This is a genomic window from Methylocucumis oryzae (assembly GCF_000963695.1).
Classification (GTDB): Bacteria; Pseudomonadota; Gammaproteobacteria; order Methylococcales; family Methylomonadaceae; genus Methylovulum; species Methylovulum oryzae.
Genome location: NZ_LAJX01000049.1, coordinates 16,612 through 37,454 on the forward strand (window position 1 = coordinate 16,612; position 20,843 = coordinate 37,454).

Annotated in this window: 27 protein-coding genes; 10 read left to right on the forward strand and 17 right to left on the reverse strand. The window is 43.5% G+C overall.

The genetic code is table 11. From position 1 onward, the window contains the following. Positions 1 to 22: 22 nt before the first annotated feature. Positions 23 to 412: a VanZ family protein gene (locus VZ94_RS05865; RefSeq protein WP_045778522.1), complete on the reverse strand. Its 390-nt coding sequence runs from the start codon at positions 410 to 412 to the stop codon at positions 23 to 25. Between VZ94_RS05865 and VZ94_RS05870 the strand changes: the two genes are divergently transcribed. Together VZ94_RS05870 and VZ94_RS05875 are read left to right on the forward strand one after the other, a co-directional pair. Then, positions 411 to 1,214, forward strand: a complete 804-nt coding sequence (locus tag VZ94_RS05870) for a ferritin-like domain-containing protein (protein ID WP_045778523.1) — start codon at positions 411 to 413, stop codon at positions 1,212 to 1,214. The genes VZ94_RS05865 and VZ94_RS05870 overlap by 2 nt on opposite strands. After that, entirely contained in the window at positions 1,211 to 2,371 is a 1,161-nt protein-coding gene (locus VZ94_RS05875) for an NnrS family protein (protein ID WP_338040263.1), read from the forward strand. Before VZ94_RS05870 ends, VZ94_RS05875 begins: the two co-directional genes overlap by 4 nt. Positions 2,372 to 2,495: 124 nt before the next feature. Here the strand turns inward: VZ94_RS05875 and VZ94_RS05880 are convergent, their stop codons facing one another. Continuing rightward, entirely contained in the window at positions 2,496 to 2,885 is a 390-nt protein-coding gene (locus VZ94_RS05880) for a response regulator (protein ID WP_045778524.1), read from the reverse strand. A 263-nt stretch (positions 2,886 to 3,148) separates the two neighbouring features. Between VZ94_RS05880 and VZ94_RS05885 the strand changes: the two genes are divergently transcribed. Then, entirely contained in the window at positions 3,149 to 3,559 is a 411-nt protein-coding gene (locus VZ94_RS05885; protein ID WP_045778525.1) for a hypothetical protein, read from the forward strand. A gap of 37 nt (positions 3,560 to 3,596) precedes the next feature. Continuing rightward, a complete protein-coding gene (locus tag VZ94_RS05890) occupies positions 3,597 to 4,925 on the forward strand; it encodes a carbamoyltransferase family protein (RefSeq protein ID WP_239649677.1) in 1,329 nt (442 codons plus the stop codon). Between the two features lie 3 nt (positions 4,926 to 4,928). Here the strand turns inward: VZ94_RS05890 and VZ94_RS05895 are convergent, their stop codons facing one another. From VZ94_RS05895 to VZ94_RS05915, 5 genes are all read right to left on the reverse strand, one after another. Continuing rightward, positions 4,929 to 5,210, reverse strand: a complete 282-nt coding sequence (locus tag VZ94_RS05895) for a hypothetical protein (protein ID WP_045778526.1) — start codon at positions 5,208 to 5,210, stop codon at positions 4,929 to 4,931. A gap of 97 nt (positions 5,211 to 5,307) precedes the next feature. Then, positions 5,308 to 5,703, reverse strand: coding sequence for a hypothetical protein (locus VZ94_RS05900; RefSeq protein WP_045778527.1), 396 nt, complete (start codon positions 5,701 to 5,703; stop codon positions 5,308 to 5,310). After that, entirely contained in the window at positions 5,700 to 6,431 is a 732-nt protein-coding gene (locus VZ94_RS05905) for a type III pantothenate kinase (protein WP_045778528.1), read from the reverse strand. The genes VZ94_RS05900 and VZ94_RS05905 overlap by 4 nt, the downstream gene beginning before the upstream one ends. A gap of 63 nt (positions 6,432 to 6,494) precedes the next feature. Next, entirely contained in the window at positions 6,495 to 7,490 is a 996-nt protein-coding gene (birA, locus tag VZ94_RS05910; protein ID WP_052700248.1) for a bifunctional biotin--[acetyl-CoA-carboxylase] ligase/biotin operon repressor BirA, read from the reverse strand. A 50-nt stretch (positions 7,491 to 7,540) separates the two neighbouring features. After that, positions 7,541 to 8,152, reverse strand: a complete 612-nt coding sequence (locus tag VZ94_RS05915; RefSeq protein ID WP_045778529.1) for a Crp/Fnr family transcriptional regulator — start codon at positions 8,150 to 8,152, stop codon at positions 7,541 to 7,543. 155 nt (positions 8,153 to 8,307) lie between these two features. Between VZ94_RS05915 and VZ94_RS30300 the strand changes: the two genes are divergently transcribed. Continuing rightward, positions 8,308 to 8,430, forward strand: a complete 123-nt coding sequence (locus tag VZ94_RS30300) for a hypothetical protein (RefSeq protein ID WP_275575152.1) — start codon at positions 8,308 to 8,310, stop codon at positions 8,428 to 8,430. After that, the gene (locus tag VZ94_RS05920) at positions 8,415 to 9,041 is read left to right on the forward strand and encodes a hypothetical protein (RefSeq protein ID WP_052700249.1); all 627 of its coding nucleotides are present in this window, start codon (positions 8,415 to 8,417) and stop codon (positions 9,039 to 9,041) included. The genes VZ94_RS30300 and VZ94_RS05920 overlap by 16 nt, the downstream gene beginning before the upstream one ends. Positions 9,042 to 9,115: 74 nt before the next feature. Here VZ94_RS05920 and VZ94_RS05925 read toward each other — a convergent pair whose 3' ends face one another. The 9 genes from VZ94_RS05925 to VZ94_RS05945 form a co-directional block, all read right to left on the reverse strand. Further along, positions 9,116 to 10,660, reverse strand: coding sequence for a complex I subunit 4 family protein (locus VZ94_RS05925; protein ID WP_045778531.1), 1,545 nt, complete (start codon positions 10,658 to 10,660; stop codon positions 9,116 to 9,118). Positions 10,661 to 10,705: 45 nt separating this feature from the next. Further along, positions 10,706 to 10,840, reverse strand: a complete 135-nt coding sequence (locus VZ94_RS30305) for a hypothetical protein (protein WP_275575153.1) — start codon at positions 10,838 to 10,840, stop codon at positions 10,706 to 10,708. Positions 10,841 to 10,913: 73 nt separating this feature from the next. Continuing rightward, complete coding sequence (locus tag VZ94_RS28145) at positions 10,914 to 11,333, reverse strand: proton-conducting transporter transmembrane domain-containing protein (protein ID WP_239649671.1); 420 nt, start codon at positions 11,331 to 11,333, stop codon at positions 10,914 to 10,916. Position 11,334: 1 nt separating this feature from the next. Continuing rightward, positions 11,335 to 11,610 (reverse strand): proton-conducting transporter transmembrane domain-containing protein, encoded by a 276-nt coding sequence (locus VZ94_RS28150; RefSeq protein ID WP_239649672.1) that lies wholly within the window; start codon positions 11,608 to 11,610, stop codon positions 11,335 to 11,337. Between the two features lie 391 nt (positions 11,611 to 12,001). Beyond that, positions 12,002 to 12,262 (reverse strand): hypothetical protein, encoded by a 261-nt coding sequence (locus VZ94_RS28155; RefSeq protein ID WP_239649673.1) that lies wholly within the window; start codon positions 12,260 to 12,262, stop codon positions 12,002 to 12,004. Between the two features lie 3 nt (positions 12,263 to 12,265). After that, complete coding sequence (locus VZ94_RS05935) at positions 12,266 to 13,822, reverse strand: proton-conducting transporter transmembrane domain-containing protein (RefSeq protein WP_045778532.1); 1,557 nt, start codon at positions 13,820 to 13,822, stop codon at positions 12,266 to 12,268. A gap of 251 nt (positions 13,823 to 14,073) precedes the next feature. Then, positions 14,074 to 15,060 carry a glutamate-5-semialdehyde dehydrogenase gene (locus tag VZ94_RS05940; RefSeq protein WP_239649674.1) on the reverse strand — a complete coding sequence of 329 codons (987 nt, stop codon included), beginning with the start codon at positions 15,058 to 15,060 and terminating at the stop codon, positions 14,074 to 14,076. Positions 15,061 to 15,074: 14 nt separating this feature from the next. Beyond that, positions 15,075 to 15,326 (reverse strand): hypothetical protein, encoded by a 252-nt coding sequence (locus VZ94_RS28160; protein ID WP_239649675.1) that lies wholly within the window; start codon positions 15,324 to 15,326, stop codon positions 15,075 to 15,077. A gap of 216 nt (positions 15,327 to 15,542) precedes the next feature. After that, the gene (locus VZ94_RS05945) at positions 15,543 to 15,824 is read right to left on the reverse strand and encodes a type II toxin-antitoxin system Phd/YefM family antitoxin (RefSeq protein WP_239649676.1); all 282 of its coding nucleotides are present in this window, start codon (positions 15,822 to 15,824) and stop codon (positions 15,543 to 15,545) included. Positions 15,825 to 16,152: 328 nt separating this feature from the next. Between VZ94_RS05945 and VZ94_RS22290 the strand changes: the two genes are divergently transcribed. Both VZ94_RS22290 and VZ94_RS05955 read left to right on the forward strand, forming a co-directional pair. Next, a complete protein-coding gene (locus VZ94_RS22290) occupies positions 16,153 to 17,157 on the forward strand; it encodes a C-type lectin domain-containing protein (RefSeq protein ID WP_052700250.1) in 1,005 nt (334 codons plus the stop codon). Positions 17,158 to 17,484: 327 nt separating this feature from the next. Then, the gene (locus VZ94_RS05955) at positions 17,485 to 17,709 is read left to right on the forward strand and encodes an addiction module protein (protein ID WP_045778534.1); all 225 of its coding nucleotides are present in this window, start codon (positions 17,485 to 17,487) and stop codon (positions 17,707 to 17,709) included. A gap of 367 nt (positions 17,710 to 18,076) precedes the next feature. On the opposite strand, the gene VZ94_RS05960 is transcribed toward VZ94_RS05955, so the two are convergent. Continuing rightward, entirely contained in the window at positions 18,077 to 18,940 is an 864-nt protein-coding gene (locus tag VZ94_RS05960; RefSeq protein WP_045778535.1) for a hypothetical protein, read from the reverse strand. 382 nt (positions 18,941 to 19,322) lie between these two features. On the opposite strand from VZ94_RS05960, the gene hemC reads away from it, so the two are divergent. Together hemC and VZ94_RS05970 are read left to right on the forward strand one after the other, a co-directional pair. Continuing rightward, the gene (hemC, locus tag VZ94_RS05965; protein WP_045778536.1) at positions 19,323 to 20,249 is read left to right on the forward strand and encodes a hydroxymethylbilane synthase; all 927 of its coding nucleotides are present in this window, start codon (positions 19,323 to 19,325) and stop codon (positions 20,247 to 20,249) included. Continuing rightward, on the forward strand, positions 20,246 to 20,843 hold a 598-nt coding region (locus VZ94_RS05970; RefSeq protein ID WP_045778537.1), incomplete at its 3' end, for a uroporphyrinogen-III synthase. The genes hemC and VZ94_RS05970, both read left to right, overlap by 4 nt.

Below are 20,843 nucleotides of genomic sequence, written 5' to 3' on the forward strand. Positions count from 1 at the left end.
TTACAGTTCCCTTATCCAATTCTTAGCGCTGCCAAACAAACGGCTTCAGCAACAGCCATTGCGCACTAAAACGCATTAACAAAAACGAAGCTAGCACCGCACCACTTGTATCAGCTAACCAATCTAATACATCGGAACTGCGCCCAACGACAAACGATTGATGCCACTCATCGCTAATACCGTAAAGACTACAAAATAAAATAACCATTATTGCCCGCCTACCTCGTGATAAATGTCTCCAACAGAGGGTGTTACGCCAAGCAATCAAAGCCAGTATAAAATATGCGGAAAAATGCTGAACCTTATCTTGATAGGGAAACCACATAGGCAACCCTAATGAAGGCTTATCCGATAGCCAGTACAATAACCCGCAATAAAATATTAACGCTAAAAAATCTAAGACTTTAATCATGCTCACTCTTTTTGATTACGCAGAAACGTGTCTCCATCGCGGTCATCGTGATGAACTGCTCCACTTAACACATGAGGCCAAAAGCAAACTGGATTCAGGCGAATTAACTACTTCTTCAAATACAAAGCCATTGCCTATTACTCTAGTTACCTTCCCTGCCCAACCTGTATGGGTAGCACCGCGCTTAGTCCCCAAACGAAAACTTACTGCGAAAGGCGGTAGCGCAGCATTTTTTCATGCGATAGGCCATATTGAGTTTGTTGCGATTTACTTAGCTTGGGATATTTTGTATCGCTTTCGTGGTTTACCTAATGCATTTTACCAGGATTGGCTTCGCATTGCCGACGAAGAAGCCCAGCATTTTGAATTAATTTCCAAACATTTACAAACATTAGGCATAGATTATGGCGATTTACCAGCGCATGGCGGCTTATGGGAGTTAGCCGAACAAACTGCGGATAACTTATTAGCACGCTTAGCGCTTGTACCGCGCTGCATGGAAGCACACGGCTTAGATGTCACGCCTGGACTGATAGAAAAATTTAAACAACTAGACGATAACACCAGTATTAGTATTTTACAGAGAATATTGACTGACGAGGTAGGTCATGTTGAACGCGGCAGCTTTTGGTTTAAGTATGTATGCGAGCAGCAACAGTTAAACCCTGAAACAGAATACCGAAGACTTTTAAGCGACTATTATCAAGGCGGTAAGCCAAAAGGCCCTTTTAATCGAGAAATGCGTATAATTGCAGGCTTTAGCAACGCTGAACTCGACTGGTTGGAAGCACAATCCTTATGAAAGCAAACCCTATTTTTAATTACCCCTTATTCGCACTGGGCTTTCGGGCTTTTTTCACGTTAGCAGGCTTATCTGCATTATTGTTAATTATGATATGGAATGCGATGCTATCTGGAAAAATACAGCCTCATTTGTATTTTCCCAGCTATTACTGGCATGCCCATGAAATGTTGCTAGGTTATAACGCTGCTGTGATTGCAGGTTTTTTATTAACCGCTGTTAAAAATTGGACAGGAAAACCCACCTTAACGTATGACGCGTTAGCTGGTTTTTGCTTACTTTGGTTGTATGGGCGAATCTTACCGTTTTACGCCGAATTATTGCCTGATTTTTTTATCGCGTTAGTCGATTTTGCCTTCTTACCGCTCTTAACCTTCATTGTTGCTAAACCAATTATCGCGACCCGACAAAGCAGAAATTATTGGCTACTTGTTTTATTACTCGCCTTAACTTTTGCCAATGGTTTGATGCACTTGGAGTTTTTGCAAACCGGCATTAACACGGCTGCGACGGGGTTAACGTCGGCAGTGGGCTTAATCATTTTATTAATTTTAACGTTAGCCGGGCGAGTCTTCCCCTTTTTTACAGAGCGCGCTATTCCAGGCACGTTAATTATTAAACATCCAGTACTTGACGTTGTTTCAATTGCGTCAGCCAGCATAGTATTTATTTTACAAATCTTAGAAGGTTCAGGTGCCTTATTGGCCATCACGGCTAGCCTAGCGGCGGTAAGTAATATCTTAAGACTTGTTAACTGGTATGTACCTAGAATTCGCTATGTCCCATTGTTATGGGTGTTATATCTAGGCTATTTATGGATTATCGCGGGATTTGTATTAACGGCACTGGCTGCATATCAGTTGACTACACCCGCACTAGGTTTACACGCTTTTACCGTCGGCGGCATAGGCGTGTTGACGCTTGGCATGATGGCCAGAGTTTCGCTAGGCCATACGGGCCGAGCGTTAAAAGCCTCTAATACCATTGCCTTAGCGTTCGTACTTTTGAATATTGCCGTTGTGTTGCGCGTACTATTACCTATTGCATTCCCGGCCTGGTACAACCAGTTTTTATACGGCTCGGTATTAGCTTGGCTAGCCGCATTTGCGCTATTCGTTTTTGTTTACATCCCCATGTTAAGCAATAAAACGCGTTGACAATGAGGAAGGATAACCTGTTCAACACTGAATAATTATAGCAAGCAACCAAAATAAGCCGACTAGATAAAACGCTTTATAAGGCTCCCTGTTATTGGGAGCCTAAAGCATCTTGCGTTAATCGTTAAGCCAATTTAGCCACAACTTGCTTCAATAAATTATCAGGTTTGTAAGGTTTAATGATGTATGAGGTAATACCTGCTTGAATGGCTTCTTTTACTTTCTCGCCCTCTGAAGAAGACGTTAGCATTATCCAGGGCGGTGCTTGTAATTTAGCGTCGCTTTTTACTTCCTTGTACAACTCCAAGCCAGTCATACCAGGCATATTCCAATCGCAAATCACGACATTAATCTTGACTTTTCTCATTAGCGCCAATGCTTCATTGCCATCCGGGGCGTCGAATACATGAGTAAATCCAGCTTCACGCAGAATCGCTTTAGTTAGCGAACGAATTGACGAAGCGTCATCGACTATTAGGATTTTCTTCTGTAATAATTCTAGTGGTATATCCATTGTTATCCTACTTATGCTTTACGGACTTTATACTTAACATCATACTTAGAATCAGCTAATCAGTGCAATCCATTTTTTTTTCTACTGGGAAATGCCTAACAAAGCTGCTTTAGCCTATGATATTAATGCGTATAATTCAAATGTAAAATATTTCACGCAATATTAACAATGTTATTACAAAGTCCCCAGCAAGCATACCTGAACCATTGTTTAGAACAGCATACCTCCCCTCACCCTAAAACAACCTGACCAAGCTTACTATCATGAAATACTATTTAGGGATTGCAAATACATTTCACGACAGCTCACTCGCGTTAGTCAGCCCACTAGGAGAAATTTTATTTGCCGAAGCTAATGAGCGGTATTTACAGTTTAAACGCGCGGTAAATACCAGCCCCGAACCTTTTCTACGCATAGAATCGCTACTTAAACACTATTTAGAGCCTGGTGCCGAATTATGCGTGGCTTATACCTGGAGCCAGGCTTACCAAGAAACCATTAAACCGCTATTAAACCAACCTGATTTTCAGGATTTTCACAACTATATTCAAACTACACCTAGTCAGCAAATCCCTGAACAACTTAAAGATCAATATTATTCATCGCGTTTTTTTTATCCAATCAGCGATAGCTGCCGGGCAATTATCCGGATTAAATTTAGAATTTGGCCTTAGCCAGTTAAGCCAAGCTGAACAAATTCATATTTCTGATATAAGAACCTATGACCATCACCTAACTCATGCGGCTAGCGCTTGTTATAGTAGCGGATTGAACACTGCCGCATGTGCCATTTTAGACGGCTACGGTGAAGGCATGGCTTACCAAAGTTATCTATTCCAAGACAACACGTTAGCGCCAATAAGTAATAGCTTGCCTAAATACTCCGCACAATCAGCCAGCCTAGGCAATTTCTACATGCAAATTTGTAAATTATGTGGCTTCGGCTTATTTCACGGTGAAGAATGGAAAGTAATGGGATTAGCCTCATACGGCAAACTCGACCAAAAAGTATACGAATTACTCAGCCCTCTAATTTGCGTTGAAGGTTTAGATTTAGTACAACCTGATATAGCCACTAGCATTGCGATTTATCAAGAATTAGCCAACTATCGTCATCAACCAGGCCAATCCTATTTAAACGTCGCTGATTTAGCGTTTACTGCTCAACAGGTTTTTAGCGAACGCGTTTATGAATACTTAAGCGCATTACACGCTGTTACAAAACTAGATTCAGTCGTATTAGGCGGCGGTTGTCTATTAAATTCTGCCACCAACGGCAAAATCACTGAGCACACACCGTTTAAACACGCCCATGTGTTCTGTGCGCCTGGCGATGATGGTAATTCTGTCGGCGCGGCATTACTGGCGTATTATCAAGACCATCCTAACGATAATACGACACGTGCCTTGCAAAGTCCGTATTTAGGCTCATCGGTTTCGACTAAACACCGACAAACCTTACAGCAATTCTGCCCAACCGCACAAACCGTCGAACACACTACTGTCGCTAAGCTTGCCGCTAATTTTTTAGCACAAGGAAAAATCATTGGCTGGATGCAAGGCCGTGCTGAATTTGGCCCTAGAGCGCTAGGTAACCGCTCAATACTCGCCGACCCTCGCTCTGAATCGGTTAAAGACAGGATTAATGCCGAAATTAAATTTAGAGAAGCTTTTCGACCATTTGCCCCTTCAATCTTGTCAGACTATGGTCAAGATTATTTTGAAGACTACCAAGACTCGCCATATATGGAACGAACCCTGCGCTTTAAGCCATCAGTCATCACAAAAATACCAGGGGTGGTACATGTCGACGGCACCGGACGTCTACAAACGGTTAAACGGGAATGGAACCCATTATATTACGACTTGATTGCAGAATTTTATCGCTTAACCGGCATTCCATTAGTGCTAAATACTAGCTTTAACGTCATGGGCAAACCGATTATTCATAGCATAGAAGATGCCTTAGCAGTTTTCTATACGTCAGGCTTAGATGTATTAATTATCGAGAATATCGTTATTGAGAAAAATAAGCCATAAGCGTTAGTGAGCCGGTACACACTGTCCTTGTTCATAACGCGTAGCAATGACGCTAACATTGCCTCTTGATTGACTTAATGCTGCCAACTCAAGCGCAATATCTTTGTCCGCTTGAACGAGCAAAAATTTTTGATTTTTAACTTTGTATTGCGGTGTTATTTGCGCCGAAATACCTAACGCCTGCAATTGTTTTTGCTGGGTTAAGGCTCTTGTTTCAGTGCTAAACACTCCCAATGACAACTCTTTACCGCCTTGCGCAGTTCGATATGTATAAAAATCCGTCATACGATGAGCTTTCAACACCTGCATCGCTTGAGCTAATAACGCATCATTGCTAAACGCAGCGGCTACTGAAAAGCGAAAAGCAACACGCTCAGGTTTATCAAAACGTTTTAACTAAATAGCGGGTACTCATACGTTCAGACCAAACCTGCGAAACAGTAGCTGTTTCAAACGGACCTAGTTGATAACAATAAACAGTTGATGGTTTTTGAGGAGGGTGTTCAGCGCGTTCATGCGCTGTTTCCGAGTTTGTCTCAGACAAGGACAGCAATGGCGAAGGAGCATTCGATATTGACGTGTCTGGTTTTAAGCAAATAGTGTTGGCGTCAGGCTTTTTTGGCGTCTTAATACTGTCAGGCAATTCACTTAACAACACAATGGCTTCCAACGGTTCTGTTGGTGGTGGATGTTGTTCAGACTCTGCAACTAAGCGCCGGTATTCATAAAAAAACACCAGAACATTAGCAAAAAGTAAAAATAGACAGAGGCTTTTCATAATACAATGCTAACGTCAATAGCAAGCCCCTTCAAAACCAGCTCTGAATCCATAATAAATGGCATTGCCAATTCATTGGCAATTAATTCTGCATCCCCACCTGTTAACAAACATTGCATAGGTGAGGTATGCCTAGCCAATACCTGTTTAATCATGCCGACAGCGGCCGCTAGCGTACCCGCATATATCGCCGCTTCGGTGTATTGCGCAGGAGCTATAGGATGTTGCACATGGCTATAAGGCAGTTGCTCGGTACCTGACATTAATGCCTGTTTCATTAAGCGCAACCCAGGCCCAATATAACCACCTAAATGACAACCCTCATCGGTTAACAAATCAACCGTAATAGCGGTGCCACAATCAACAATACAGACATTGCCAGGATAATAATATCTAGCCGCTACTAAGGCTAACCATCGATCAACGCCTAAGCGCTGTGGTTCAGCATAACCATTGCGTACACGATGTGCGAACGCTTGACTTTGACTGATAAAAATCTGACACGTCGGCCATAAATCTGTCGCTACCGACCGTATTAGTTCTAACAACACTGAAGACGTCACACTCGCTATCGCCAAACACACCGGTTTATCTAAAGATTGCCAACACGCCGTTAAATACTCTCGTGTCAGCATGTTATTAGCTACCGATTGACCAACTTGGAGTTGGTTATTGTGCTCTACAGCCCACTTAAGTCGGCTATTACCTAAATCGACTAATACCTTCATCGTCTAATAGTTCGTTGTGGCGTTTCGACAGCGCTAAGTCCTTATTTAGTCTCTGGCGGCTTATTAACCATCCCGACCACTAAAACTTACTTCTCCAGAGGCATAGGCTTGAATGCGTCCATCATGATGCTCAAACAGTAGCAAACCATTATCATCAATGCCGCGAATAATACCGGTATAGGCTTGCTCAGCAATCATTAACTGAGCGTGGCGATTGTGCATCACATCATAACGACGCCATTCGTCTATATAGTGACGAATACCGCATCCCTCAAACTCAGCTAAAACACTTAATAAATGCGAAATCAAACCAGCAGCTAACCTATTGCGTCCAACAAATTGGCCACCCGTAATTTTACTTAAATCCGTCCACGGCTGCTCAATAGTTTGTGCATATGATTCAGACAAAAAACAATTTAACCCCAAACCAACAACTGACACACAAGGCCCATCAGATTCTCCGGCCATTTCTATTAAAATACCGCCTAATTTTTTACCCTGGCAATAAATATCATTAGGCCACTTTAAACCCACGCCGGTAATATTTAACGCTGACAAGGCTCGGATAACAGCCACACCAATAGCTAGGCTTAAACCCGCAGCCCCTGCATAACCAAGCTGAAAATGCCATAACAACGACAAATAAATATTGCTACCAAAAGGCGACACCCATTGCCGTCCTCGCCGTCCTCGGCCTGCGGTTTGATATTCTGCCATACAAACCGTACCTGACGGAGCTTTCGCCGAAGCGGCAGCAAGCAAGTAGCGATTGGTCGAATCGAGCTGCGAATGCAGTTCTAATGCCGCCAAATGCGCTCGCGCAAACAAACTCATATTACTCAGAATAGCTGGCTCAGATAGCAGCTCAAGCCCTCGTTCTAAGCGATAGCCTTTGCCAGTCACGGCAGAAAAATTCAAGCCTAGCGCGATTAGCGCTTGTACATGTTTCCAAACAGCAGCACGACTTATGGTTAACCGCTTAGCTAAATCAGTGCCAGAATGGAATTGACCATCGGCTAATAACATTAAAATTTGCTGTTGTTTTTCAGCGAGCAACAAGGCAAAAATCCTTTACCAACGATCCGGCAAGCGTCTTTTTTAATTCGATTCTATGATTCTCCACAGCAATATAACCGCCACGTTTTTAAATCATTTAAAATTCTAGTAACCATCTCCCTGGACGCACCGACCATGGTCGATAGCTCTTGATGAGTTAATGGATCGGTGGTTTCTTTACCATCTGGCTGCAACTTAACCATATTAGTCAATACCTTAGCAATACGGCCATACACATCTAACAACGCCAAACTGCTGACTTGCTCGGTGGTATTACGCATACGCTTTATCACCGTTTTTAACAATTCAATAGCAATATTAGGATTACGTTGCAAACAATCAAACAAATACTGCCTAGGGAATAAGCCGATTTTGCAGTCTTCTACGGTCATCACCGTTGCAGAGCGTGGCTGCTCATCAAATAGCGACAATTCGCCAAACGCATCACCTTCTTGTAAAAAATCTAACAAGACTTCACGCCCATCCTCATTGCTCATGAACACCTTAAGACGACCCGATAACACGATATATAACAAATTATTAGATACATCGCTTTGATTAACCAGGGTCGAGCCTTTCGGAAAATTTTGCGTATGCATACCCGCTTCCAATACAGCGCGGTCTTCAGGTGAAAGCGATTCAAATAACGGTACTTTTTCAAGCATAAGAATAATCCTACTAAGCACTAATAAAAGTAAATGGGTAAATAACTCACATTAAGTCAGAAAATATAGCACAGCTTTGTTTGACTTGTTGTTGTTTTAATAATGTCCAACACAAACACTACTCACAAAAATTAAAATAACTCCAGGTAAGCACAATGAAAAACAAAGCAAAATTATCTACGACAAAACTTCTCGTTGCGGCAGGACTTAGCTTAGCCACACTTAGCACATCGGTCATAGCCGACGAACTGCCACACGTAGCTTGGCAGATGATTTAATCCAACACATCACGCCGGAAAACAATGAATATGCGAGCAATCCTAGCTACATTCATTGGGCAGGTGTTAATGGCGCAACGACTTATGATAATCGTACCCAATGCAGCACCTTTTTAACCAATTTATTAAAACAAGCGTATAACCTAACCAGTGACGACTTTAAAACCTGGCTAAACAGTACCAGCCCTAGCGCAGCTCAATACCATGACGCGATTGTCGCGCAAAATGGTTTTAGCTACACCCAAAACGTACAAAACATTAGCGTTGGCGACGTGATTGCCATTAAATATCCTAGTGGTTCAAGCAGCACCGGACATGTCATGCTAGTGCGTCACGAACCCGAAGCCATTGCCGCGATGGAGCCTATTATTCCAGGCACTGTGCAATATACCGTGGAAGTCTATGACTCCTCTCAAAGTGGACATGGCGCACTCGACACGCGCAAGCAAACCGACGGCTCTTGGGACACAGGCGTAGGAGCTGGCAGCTTCCGCCTCTATGTCAACGAAACTAATCATGAAATTATTGGCTATACTTGGAGTACTTATAGCAATTCAACCTATTACACACAAGGCGAACGCCATCTCGTTATCGGCACGTTAACACAGTAACCCAACCGGTAAAGTAAAGATTTTTTAGCGTTATCATCAAGCCCCTCTCCCTGAAATCGGAAGCAACGCTTCCCTCACGGCATGGACGCCGTATTTTTTAACGTGACCCCCACGACTTCACTATTTTCCATGTTAGGTTGCTCTAAAATACGCGCCAACCAATCTTCAGCCGTTTTCTCATTAAAACTTAATAAAACATTCGGCGCTAAGCCGAACGCTAACACAAATAATATAGGCACGCTAAGCAAGCCTAATTCAGCAGTTGATAAATCCTCAACTTTAGCCACATCTTGCCTTAGTACAGGTCCTAAAAAAGCGCGCCGACTATATAACAAGACCGCAGCAGCGCCAAGTATTGCGCCCGCAATAGTCGTCACACCTAAACTAGGATGCGCTAATAACGTACCAATGATTAATAACAGCTCCGCTGGAAAACCACTGGTCAAGGGCATACCCATACTGGCAAACGCCAAAATAAAATAACAAACCGTTAAGCGCGGCATGGTTTTAGCCAAACCACCTAAATGCACTAATTCCGTACTACCTAAGCGCTGTTGAATAAAACCGGCTAACAGCATTAGTGCACCCGCAATCATGCTGAAATTAATCAACTGCAACACTGCGCCTTGTAACCCTTGTATATTGAATGCCGATAAACCGATTAACACCATACCAACATGGCTAATGCCGGTATAAGCCATTAACCGGCGTAAATTGGCTTGCTGTAACGCAATTAAAATACCGTAAATCAACGCAACCGCTCCAGCCACACCCAACACCCAACTATATTCAACTGCCGCCGACGGCACTAACGGCAGAGCAAGTCGCAAAATGCCATACAGCCCTAGCTTTAACCCAACTAACAGTGCTGTTAGTTGGGTAGGCCCTTCTAAAGCTACTTGCGGCAACCAGGTATGAAAAGGCACTAGCGGCGCTTTTACCGCAAAGCCTAATAAAAATAAAAAGAATACAGAAACCTGTAGCGACTCAGGCACAAATGTCTCTAACAACACCGGCAAATCAAATGACAAATCGTGTAATTTAACACTATGCATTTGCTCAGCATGATTAATCGCTAACAATAATATCGCCGCTAACAAAAACAAACCACCAAACAGCATAAGAAGCACGTATTTCACTGCTGCTGCACGGCGTTTTGAACCTATGCCCCAAAGACCGATTAAAAATAGAATAGGCACTAGCGTTAATTCCCAAAATAAAAAGAACAACACCATATCTAACGCGCAAAAAATACCCATGCTCATGCTTTCCAACACCAACAACAAAGCAAAATGCAAGCGCGTTAAAGGCAGAATCGAACGTTGACACGCCAAAATTGCTAGCAACGTTAATAATGCCGTCATGGGTAAAAACAGAATTGACAAACCATCAATTCCGACAGAATACGCAATATTAAGCGTTGGAATCCAAGCATAGTGCTCTTGCAACTGAAAACCAGCATCTGCCCGATTAAACAACACCAACGCCATAAAGCTCAACAGCAATTCTAACGCCGCTATCCAGGTAGCCAACCTCTGCACATATCGATTATCAGGAAACCCCACGACAAACAATGCACCTAATAACGGAACCACAATAATCAAACTGAGTACAGGCATGATGAAATAATAGATAAACCTAAACGAGGAGGAATTGTTTTACTGTTATTCTGGCAACACAGCGTCAGGCTCAACATCATTAGACTGATGCATAGGAAAATCCCGCTCAATAGCTGTCGCATCTTGGTCGATAAAATTGAGCCAAGGCGTGGTATAAAATCCGGTACCTATCAACAGCAAACAAATAACCAAAGCAATAATCCGCTCCGATTGTACCGGATGATGTGAAGCACTATCAGGCTGTTGAAAGCGCTTAGGCGAAGCAATAAAAAATTTGCTGAAACGCGCGTAACAAAAAGGCAGCAGCCAATACATTACCCAATAAAATGCCTATCGCGAGAAACCAACCATCTTCATCAATAATACCCTCAACCAATAAATGAGCGGCATCAAAGCCTGGCGTACCTGGCATAACAATAGTACTCAACGCAGAAATTAAAAATAACAACGCAATCGTGGCATTGCTATCAAATAAACCGCCTAAACGTGGAATAAACGCCGTTCGAGTACGCTCATAAATCAAGCCAACGCTAAACAACATCCCTGCGGTAGCCAAGCCATACGCGACCGACAATAATAAACTACCTTCCAAACCAAACTCGTTAAAACAAAACACACCAATCACTAACATGCCAGTATGACTTAACACCGCAAATGCTAATAAACGCCGCACATTAATTTTGCATTAACGCTAACAAAGCGCCGTAGAACACGCTAATCACGCCTAATGCAATAACAAAATCGCCCCAATCTTCCGCCGTACCAGGCAACATAGGCAATACAAAACGAATTACGGCATAAAGTCCTAACTTCAACCCGGCTAAAAAAATAGCCGCACTCGCCACCGTGCCATGCTCGGCTAACAACGGCAGCCAACCATGAAACGGAAACAACGGCATACGAATCGAAAAACCAAACAGCAATAAAATGAAAATTAAACGTTTCATCATGTAAATACGCGTTATTTTGTTTCAAAGTCAACCAATCGAACGTCAAATCATGGTCCGAACCGACTAAACCAAACGCCAAAAACAAAAAGCCCGCTAACGTCATCAGTAAACCGCTGCCCCAATACTGCAACAATAGCGTCACCACCCAACGCCGATTCTGCCCGGTACCGGCATGAACGGTTAGCAACACCACCGGCACTAACTCCAACACAGTCCAAAACCAAAACTGCATAATATTCAATGCGGTAAATGCGCCAATTAACACCGTTTCATAACCTAGCAAACAGGCAATAAAAAAATTTATCCCCCACATGCCGAGTAATTAACGTATACACCAAACGCTAAAAATGTGAGCACGGCAGTAAGCGGTATAAACAAAATACTGGCACCATCAACTCCGACGCAATAACTCATACCCGCAAATTGTAAAACGTTCGACCAAATGTAGCCCCGGCTTACCGGCATCGAACACCAACAATAAATAACCGCTTAACAGTACTGTCAAAAAGCTACCGATAAACCCAATCCGTAATGCCTTAGCGGCCGTCGAAGCAAATACGATAAACATCATCGTCAGTAACGGCGTCAGCATTAAGCTAGACAATAAAGGGAAAGCTGTCGCGTCAGCCCAGGAATAAACCGCCATGTTCATGAATTAAAATGCCACTAAAAAAGTAATACAAACAAATAAAACCAAATAACGCGGACGCAATATCACTTGCTCGAACTTATTGGCTAAATGTCCTAACTGCTTACCGGCATGTATGGCATCCTTACCGACACCACGTAACACAAAACGGTCTTCTACCCAATGCACAAATTTAGCCGCCCAGACAGTTAAGACGCCGGCAAAACCGCTGCCATGAGCAAAATCATCGAGCTCATCATTTAATCTTGCGCCAAGCCTTTCCTCTTCCAGTTGCGCTAATGATGATAAACGTCCAATGGCGGGTGCAGGCACACCAATGATGTTATCAACCACATGGTCGTCAAAATAGCTTAAATCTTGTGACAAACCACGGATAGGGTTAATCAACGCCCAGGTCATCACCTGGTCCAACCAAAATTGCTGCAATGAAACGATATAAAGCCAACCCGGCAAGGTCTTTCTTTCGGATGCACTCAAAACTGGCTTAAACTGCTGTAATAACGAAGGTGCGGTTAATAATTGCCAGCAACGCACAACCGCATGTGCGCAAAGATGCCAGCTTGCGATGACCCATAATCCTAAGCTACATTCCACAAACATCAAGCCTAGATGTCCAGCAATAGAGAATGCCAATAAGCTCTTAATATCGGTTTGCGTTTGTACAACGACAAAACCATAAACCGCTGTAGCAAAACCTACTAAACCAATAACCGCTCTAGCAAATGGCGATTGCTCTATCACCGGTGCCATTAGACATAATAAAAATACCCCTGAATGCACCATGACCGCACCATAAAATGCTGCACTCGATGGCGTAGGGCCTTCCATTGCGCGCGCCAGCCACGGCGAAAACGGCAATTGCGCCGACTTAGCCGCTGCTGCTAAAGCAAAACACAGACTAATGCCCGTCGCCTCGCCTATCGTCAACTCCTGAGCCGCCTCTTGTAAGGTTTGCCAATTCACACTATCTAACCAGGCATAGCACAAACCAATACCAACAATAAAACCCACATCGCCCACACGGTTGGTCAAATAAACACGTGTTGCATTTTCAGTCGCCACAGGTCGTTGATAAGAGTACGCAATTAATAAATACGAACACACCCCGGCAACTTCCCAACCAATAAATGTGTTCAGCACATTTGCCGACAACAGCAAAAACATCATCGCAGCGTCGAACAAACAAAACACGAAAAAAAACCGGTAAAAACCGGTTTCTCTATGTAAATAATTAACCGCAAATCTCGCAATCACGGCCAGCAATAGCGAAAACAGCGCAGCTAGCCTAATGCCGAGACCACTGGTTAAAAAATTAAATTTAACAATGAAATGCTCGCTACTAAACCAAACACCGGCACTAAAATAACCTTGGTTAGAACCTAAACAGTCACTGATGAGTAACGTCAACGCCATTAAGCAAGACAAACTTAGCGCGCCACACGCCAGTTCCGCCACCATAATTTCACGACGCTCGCCGATGAAAAGCCCAGCCACATGCCCTATGCCAATAACAACGGCAGCCAATAACGGCAAAAACGGAATCAATAAAACTAAAGCATCCATAAATAGTCGAGGTTAATAATTGTGCTGGGTTTAATTGTAATCGATTCCAATCAACGATAACTACTGATGATTGCATATACACCCAACAACACACCGTGTCTAAGCAACTAAATCTCTAGCTACACACTTATGACGGGACAGGGTGTTTAGAGCGTGGGTGTCGGCAGCAGGGATGCTACCGCCAAGCCTACAGGGACTTATTTATGGCGTCCCGCGTTCTGAATGACCTGTCCCCTCTTAAGTTGGTAACCCTAATCTCTTAAATGCCCCTGCCCATAAGCCACCCACTTATAAGTCGTTAACTCATTAGGTCCAACGGGGCCGCGCACATGCAACTTATCAGTGCTAATACCAACCACCGACCCTAAGCCATAATCGCCACCGCCAGACAAACGCGTAGAGGCATTAATCATCACAGACGCCGAGTCCACTTCAGCCTCAAACTGCTCTGCCAAACGCAAACTTTGCGTGACAATCCCATCGGTATGACCTGAGCCATACTGATTAATATGGCTAATCGCGTGAGTTATTCCATCGACAATCTTAATCGACAAAATAGGCGCTAAATACTCCGTATGCCAATCCTCTTCATTAGCTAACGCTATATCCGGCAATAGTTTTTGCGTCAACGCACAACCCCGTAACTCAATGCCATTAGCACTAAACGCAGCCTGTAATAACGGCAATAACGTATCGGCACACTGCCTATCGACTAATAATGTCTCTAACGCATTACACACTTGCACACTTTGACATTTAGAATTCACTGCTAACGCGACCGCTTGCTCAGCTATCGCATCGGCAGCCAAATACAAATGACAAATACCGTCATAATGCTTAATCACCGGAATACGCGTACCTTCTGCAATACGCTTAATCAGGCTTTTACCGCCTCGTGGAATGAGCACATCGATATAATCCTCCATCTTAAGCAGCTCGCCCACAGCTTCATGTCCGGGGATACGAATAATTTGAATAGCGTTCTCAGGCAAACCTGCTTTGACCAAACCCTCAATCATTGCATCCGCCAATACCGTATTCGTCTGCAAAGCTTCAGAGCCGCCGCGTAAAATCACTGCATTACCGCTTTTAATACAGACTCCGGCCGAATCCGTCGTCACATTAGGTCGTGATTCATAAATAATGCCAATCACGCCTAATGGCACTGATTTCTTATACACTTTAAGCCCGACTGGATTAGTGTGTCCTGCCAAAATACGATTTAACGGGTCGGGCAATTGGGCAACTTTCTTTAGCTTGATAACATGTATTGAAAGGTTTTTTCATCAATAGTTAACCGCTTGACCATTGCCTCAGACTGACCCTCATCCTTAGCTTTAACGACGTCTTCAGCATTAACCGCCAACACCTCATGCTTAACCGCTGCTAACGCTTCTGCCATATTCGCCAGCGCCAAATTACGCAACGCTTCAGGTATCACGGCGAGCTGACGCGCCGCCACACGACTCTGTTCTGCCAAGGTTTGTACACTATTAACCGACATTGCAATCACCAACTTATAAAATAAGCGCTAGCATAAAAGACTTTGGCTAGCTCATACCAGACATTATTGAAACCAGTTTTCTACACTTAAATGCAAAAAAGTGCTCAAAATCCTGAATCGTAGGGTACGCTGTGCGTACCTTTTTCATTGATTTTTAATGATATTATAAAGGTACACGCAGCGTACCCTACCTAAAAACCGAATGTGACCTATACCTTAGTCGCCCCATAAAAACTCGCGTCCCTGACTCGCAGCGCGTAACGCATTAAGCTCAGCTTCCGCCCAGGTACACTCATCATCTAATTGATTACGCCAACTTTGAATCGCTTGATAAACGCTAGTATTTTTTTGGGTGAGTTTGCGGTAATTAGTTTCTGACAGCATCACAGCCACCGGCTTGCCATGCCGCGTGAGATGAATAACATCAATCGCATCGAGCTGATGGATGAGCTGAGACAGATTGTTTTTAGCGTCGGCTATGGTACGGGTTTTCATCATCGCCCTCACTATGGCTATATTTCATGTATCAATAGAGGTTCACAGCTATTAAGCTATGCTTTATAACAGTTAAATTTTCGATTTTTACAGCCCACTGTAGGGTATGCTACGCGTACCTTTTTATTGATTTTATTACGATTTTTTAATGGTACGCACAGCGTACCCTACTCAAAAAACCGATCATGAACGCCTCAAAAGCAAAGATCGGCTTATGATAGAATAAAGTTTGCCGAATAAATCACATCACACCTATAATGAACGTTTCATGTTATTTGCATGAATCTATAAACACGAGGGTTCTTTACTTTTAATCGTCAAGAGGTTATCTATGCAACTCCAACAGAATAAGCTGGGCAACGCATTACGCAAGCTTTTTTCACCCTCTTGTTTAACAACAAGCTTAATCGGTAGCCTGGTTTTAATCACCAGCACCGGCGCTTATGCCGACTCCAACAAAATCAAATGGGATAGCAACGGTCATTTTTATCAGCGTTTTGACCGTAATTTCACATGGAATGAATCAAAAGCATACTGTGAAAGCTTGAGCGCACATTTAGCCACAATCACATCCGACGAAGAAAACACCTTTATTACGTCAAAGGTTCTTCCCGGTGGCTCATACGCAGATTACTACTATATTGGCGCGACCGATGAAACAACTGAGGGTGTTTGGAAATGGATTACCGGCGAGCCATTCGCCTATAATCACTGGCAGCCCGGCCAGCCAAATTGCCGAAACGGAGAGAACTACCTATTGATATATTACACTGACAGCTTTTGGATTGATGGTTTTGATGATAACGGTGCCTCCAATGAAGGCTTAATCTGCGAATGGAGTTACAACACCTTCATAGGTTCTACTGCCATAGGCTCAACCGCCGTCCCCGATATTAACGGCAATGGCTATGATGAAATTGCCGCGCTCTATGTCGATTACCAAACCAGTCAACATAATGTAGTCATTAAAGACAGCAAAACGGGTAAGTTATTGAGTAAATTAAGCTTTGCCACCGATGACCATCCTCCGTTAGGCGTAGTTAGTGTCGCTGACCTGAACGACAATGGCCTGCCAGAAATCGCCGTGTTATATACCGACCCTAGCACCGGCGTGCCGAAAGTCACGATTAAAGATGTCAAAAATAACAAGCAAACCTTGAAAAGCTTTAACGTGTTAGGTTTAGGTTATACCGCCAAAGACATCACCGCGATAGCTGATTTAAACGGCAACGGCACTGATGAGCTCACCGTCATCGGCGTCAATGGCGCGACCGGCAAAGCTAAATCAGAAACGCGTGATAGTTTAGGAAAAATATTGGGTAAAGCAGAATTTTAACTGCTGTTTTCTCTAGCTTTGATAACCATTTTCTGTCTGGTTATCAAGCTCAGAAAGCATAGTGCCGGGTTATACTTAACGTTGACCCGGCCTTAAAAACTAGCCTATCCCCATTTATTGAAACCTCATAATTTTTACGCTGGTCTGACTAACTAGTTTTTTGGGTATAATGCTTTAGAGTCTAGTCATTCGGAATCCAAAACATGTTTTGGACTCCAACCTCTAAGCACTACTACAACAGCCATTGTTAAATACGCCTAATGGTGATTTACCCCTCATACGTTTATCACTCATGCGGTTTTGCTTAACCATTATGGAGTCCTACTTATGCCACTATCAGCAAAAATTATTTTGCACCAAGCCCTTGAACTACCGTCCAATGACCGTGCAGTATTAGTCGATGGCCTGATTGCCAGTCTGCACAAACCAAACTCCGCAATAGACATGGCTTGGCTCAACGAAACAGAGCAGCGTTTGTTTGCCTACCACGCTGGTGAGCTAGAGGCAATCGATGCAGAGCAGGTCTTCGCTGAGCTTGGTAAGAAAGTTTGAAGACAAGATTTTTGCTACCCGCACGGCTAGAACTTATTGAAGCTGTGCAGTTTTACAAAGCAAAACGCACCGGATTAGGCGATGAGTTCGTGATGAAGCCTGGGAGACTATTCGACGCATCAACGATTTTCCTCTTGCATGGCACCCGCTAGTCGGCTCGATTCGCCGTTGCCAGATGCAGCGATTTCCCTATGGTCTGATTTACGAACCAACGGATACCGAGATTATCATTATTGCCGTTGCTCACCTGCACCAAAAACCAAAATATTGGCACAACCGATTGAAAAAATAATGGCTAGTGTTTCAAACGGGATATTTAAACACCCCGTTTATAACACTACGCCAGTAACAACGCCGCCCAACCCCATCATAAGCAACGCAAATGATCGACCGCCAGCTTATCGTAATACCCACCTTGTACCCAATCAAAACCCGCTGCTGACGCAGTAAACGCTTGGTCTTGATAATTTACTTGCTGCAAAATAGACTGACCACCGATTAACGTGACTAATTGCTGCAACGAATCCAACGCATAAGGCCAAGGCATTTCTGCTTTAAGTGCATGGGGATTATGCTCGGGTACATCAATGCGGACAAAATTAGGCGCTAACTTCGTCACAAAATCGACTAAACCATTCGCCGAATACCAGCGCCCTATATTTAACGCTATTTGATAACCTTGCTTACGATAATTGTTCAAACCCGCCAACAATTGGTTATGGTGCAAAATATAAAACGGGTTAACCGCCATAGAAATCACAACATTACTGGTTGCTAAGCCGCATTTGACAATAATCTCTTCAAAATAAACACCATGATTGCTATCAACACCTAAAATATGCCTTGGATCGACATCTAAAAATAAGCGTCCGTTAACATGGGCATAGCTTAAATAATTCAACATATGAACGGTACGGCATAAGCGATCTAAGTTAATAACGGATTGAAAATCAGTAGGTTGACTAATGCTATCGGTTAAAAAATGGGTAAACTCAAACCCCGTATCATAAGGCAGACTGCCCGTATGGGGCGCAACTGCTAATTGGACTAAATGGCCGGTAATCGCTTCATAGTCAGTTAACATGCGCACCGGAGAAAAGCGACTCCCCATCCGAATTGGCCCAAACCATCCTTGTACAGCACCGTTTTCGACAATAAAAGGCCGAAAATTGGCATGATGCTCCTGCTCAAAGCGGTCATTAAAGTGATTGACTAATTGTTGTAATGGCATAGCGTTGCGTCCTATGAAGTAGTGAAATAACAAATCAGCTTAAGCGTGTGGGCTACACACTTTTTAGTAGGGACAGGGTATTTAGGGTGCAGGACGCGGTAAATACATCCCTGTAGGCTTGGTGGCAGCATCCCTGCTGCCAACACCCACACCCTAAAAACCCTGTCCCGCCTTACTTTGGTAGCCATCGAGTGACATCATAACAATCGCAGTGTTGTTAATAAAAACGATATGATTAGAAATCTATATCTAATTTAAGCATATAAAAAAGTTATTGCAATCGGTAACAATGGACTAACCTTACTGATAACGAAAATCTGACAATACGTTATTGAATTAATTGGTTACAATATGACGATTTAATAACAAACCCCGTATTCAAGTGAATAAACAAATTATTCGTATCGCCACTAGGCAAAGCCCATTAGCGCTTTGGCAAGCAGAACATGTCGCTGAGCGGCTACGTGCTATTAACCCAGCCCTTGAAATTGAATTAGTAAAAATGGTTACACGCGGTGATAAAATTCTGGACGCACCGTTAGCAAAAATTGGTGGCAAAGGTTTGTTTGTTAAAGAATTAGAACAAGGCATGTTAGATGGAGAGGCCGATATTGCAGTGCATTCCATGAAAGACGTACCGATGGAATTCCCAGAAGGACTGGGTTTAAGCGCAATTTTAAGGCGAGAAGAGCCTAGTGATGCTTTTGTTGCTACCCGTTATGCGTCAATTAACGAACTCCGGGCAAATGCTAAAATTGGCACATCAAGCTTACGCAGACAATGCCAAATCAAAGAAAAATTTCCACACGCAGAGGTGTTGCCATTGCGTGGTAACGTCAATACGCGGTTAGCTAAACTGGATGCAGGCGATTATGATGCGATTATTTTGGCAGCAGCAGGGTTAATACGCTTAGATTTAACAGCGCGCATCACAGAAATGTTACCGGTAAGTTATAGCCTACCAGCCATTGGCCAAGGTGCTATCGGTATAGAAAGCCGTACCAATGATGACGAACTCAATGCGTTATTAGCTCAGCTAAATGACCACGAAACGGCTGTGTGCGTCAGTGCCGAACGAGCGCTTAATGCCCGCTTAATGGGCGGTTGCCAAGTACCTATCGCAGGCTATGCTATTATTCAACAAGGTGAATTATTTTTGCGTGGTTTAGTCGGTGCGCCAGATGGCTCTATTCTTTACAAAAGTGAAGCGACAGGGGATTTAAACACCCCTGAACAACTAGGTCAGCAAGTCGCTGAAGATTTATTAAGTCAAGGTGCCGATAAAATCTTACAGGCGTTGCAGGCGTGAATCCAATCGACAACCCTAAACGTGTTTTAGTGACTAGGCCTGAACATCAAGCTGCTCAGTTATGCGAGTTATTGCAGCAACAGCAGATACAAACAGTGTTATTACCCACTATAGCCATTCAGCCTATCGATGACGCCACCAGGATTAAACAGTGCTTAGCCAATCTTAACCAATATGATTGGCTTATTTTTGTCAGTAGCAATGCGGTAACTATGCTTTATTACCATTTAGATGATGGTAGAATGCCGCACACCACGCGCACACGATTGGCAGCGATAGGCGCTACTACAGCAAACGCAATGATGTCTATTGGCTTACCGGTTCATCTCATTCCTAGCCACGGTTATTCCTCGGAAGCACTGTTGGCAACTGCAGAGATGCAGCAGGTTAACCAGCAAACCATTTTGATTGTGCGTGGCGAAGGCGGCCTGGAAGACTTAGCGGCAATTTTGCGCTCAAGAGGCGCTCATGTGGATTATTTAGCGGTCTATAAAAGGGTAACGCCTAAATCAGATACTGCAATTATTGATTCACTATTACAACAACAGCAATTGGACGCGCTTACCATAACAAGCGTGGAAGCTTTAAATAATT

What these genes read in the sequence shown, in the direction of transcription:
- VZ94_RS28155 (WP_239649673.1), bottom strand. Translation starts at nt 12,262, where the DNA reads ATGAACATGGCGGTTTATTCCTGGGCTGACGCGACAGCTTTCCCTTTA.
- VZ94_RS05935 (WP_045778532.1), bottom strand. Translation starts at nt 13,822, where the DNA reads ATGGATGCTTTAGTTTTATTGATTCCGTTTTTGCCGTTATTGGCTGCC.
- VZ94_RS30300 (WP_275575152.1), top strand. Translation starts at nt 8,308, where the DNA reads ATGAAAAACAAAGCAAAATTATCTACGACAAAACTTCTCGTTGCGGCA.
- VZ94_RS05870 (WP_045778523.1), top strand. Translation starts at nt 411, where the DNA reads ATGCTCACTCTTTTTGATTACGCAGAAACGTGTCTCCATCGCGGTCAT.
- VZ94_RS05945 (WP_239649676.1), bottom strand. Translation starts at nt 15,824, where the DNA reads ATGATGAAAACCCGTACCATAGCCGACGCTAAAAACAATCTGTCTCAG.
- VZ94_RS28150 (WP_239649672.1), bottom strand. Translation starts at nt 11,610, where the DNA reads ATGATGAAACGTTTAATTTTCATTTTATTGCTGTTTGGTTTTTCGATT.
- VZ94_RS05960 (WP_045778535.1), bottom strand. Translation starts at nt 18,940, where the DNA reads ATGCCATTACAACAATTAGTCAATCACTTTAATGACCGCTTTGAGCAG.
- VZ94_RS05915 (WP_045778529.1), bottom strand. Translation starts at nt 8,152, where the DNA reads ATGCTTGAAAAAGTACCGTTATTTGAATCGCTTTCACCTGAAGACCGC.
- VZ94_RS05905 (WP_045778528.1), bottom strand. Translation starts at nt 6,431, where the DNA reads ATGAAGGTATTAGTCGATTTAGGTAATAGCCGACTTAAGTGGGCTGTA.
- VZ94_RS05880 (WP_045778524.1), bottom strand. Translation starts at nt 2,885, where the DNA reads ATGGATATACCACTAGAATTATTACAGAAGAAAATCCTAATAGTCGAT.
- VZ94_RS05955 (WP_045778534.1), top strand. Translation starts at nt 17,485, where the DNA reads ATGCCACTATCAGCAAAAATTATTTTGCACCAAGCCCTTGAACTACCG.
- VZ94_RS05895 (WP_045778526.1), bottom strand. Translation starts at nt 5,210, where the DNA reads ATGACGGATTTTTATACATATCGAACTGCGCAAGGCGGTAAAGAGTTG.
- VZ94_RS05865 (WP_045778522.1), bottom strand. Translation starts at nt 412, where the DNA reads ATGATTAAAGTCTTAGATTTTTTAGCGTTAATATTTTATTGCGGGTTA.
- VZ94_RS05875 (WP_338040263.1), top strand. Translation starts at nt 1,211, where the DNA reads ATGAAAGCAAACCCTATTTTTAATTACCCCTTATTCGCACTGGGCTTT.
- VZ94_RS05900 (WP_045778527.1), bottom strand. Translation starts at nt 5,703, where the DNA reads ATGAAAAGCCTCTGTCTATTTTTACTTTTTGCTAATGTTCTGGTGTTT.
- VZ94_RS22290 (WP_052700250.1), top strand. Translation starts at nt 16,153, where the DNA reads ATGCAACTCCAACAGAATAAGCTGGGCAACGCATTACGCAAGCTTTTT.
- VZ94_RS28160 (WP_239649675.1), bottom strand. Translation starts at nt 15,326, where the DNA reads ATGTCGGTTAATAGTGTACAAACCTTGGCAGAACAGAGTCGTGTGGCG.
- VZ94_RS05885 (WP_045778525.1), top strand. Translation starts at nt 3,149, where the DNA reads ATGAAATACTATTTAGGGATTGCAAATACATTTCACGACAGCTCACTC.
- VZ94_RS05925 (WP_045778531.1), bottom strand. Translation starts at nt 10,660, where the DNA reads ATGCCTGTACTCAGTTTGATTATTGTGGTTCCGTTATTAGGTGCATTG.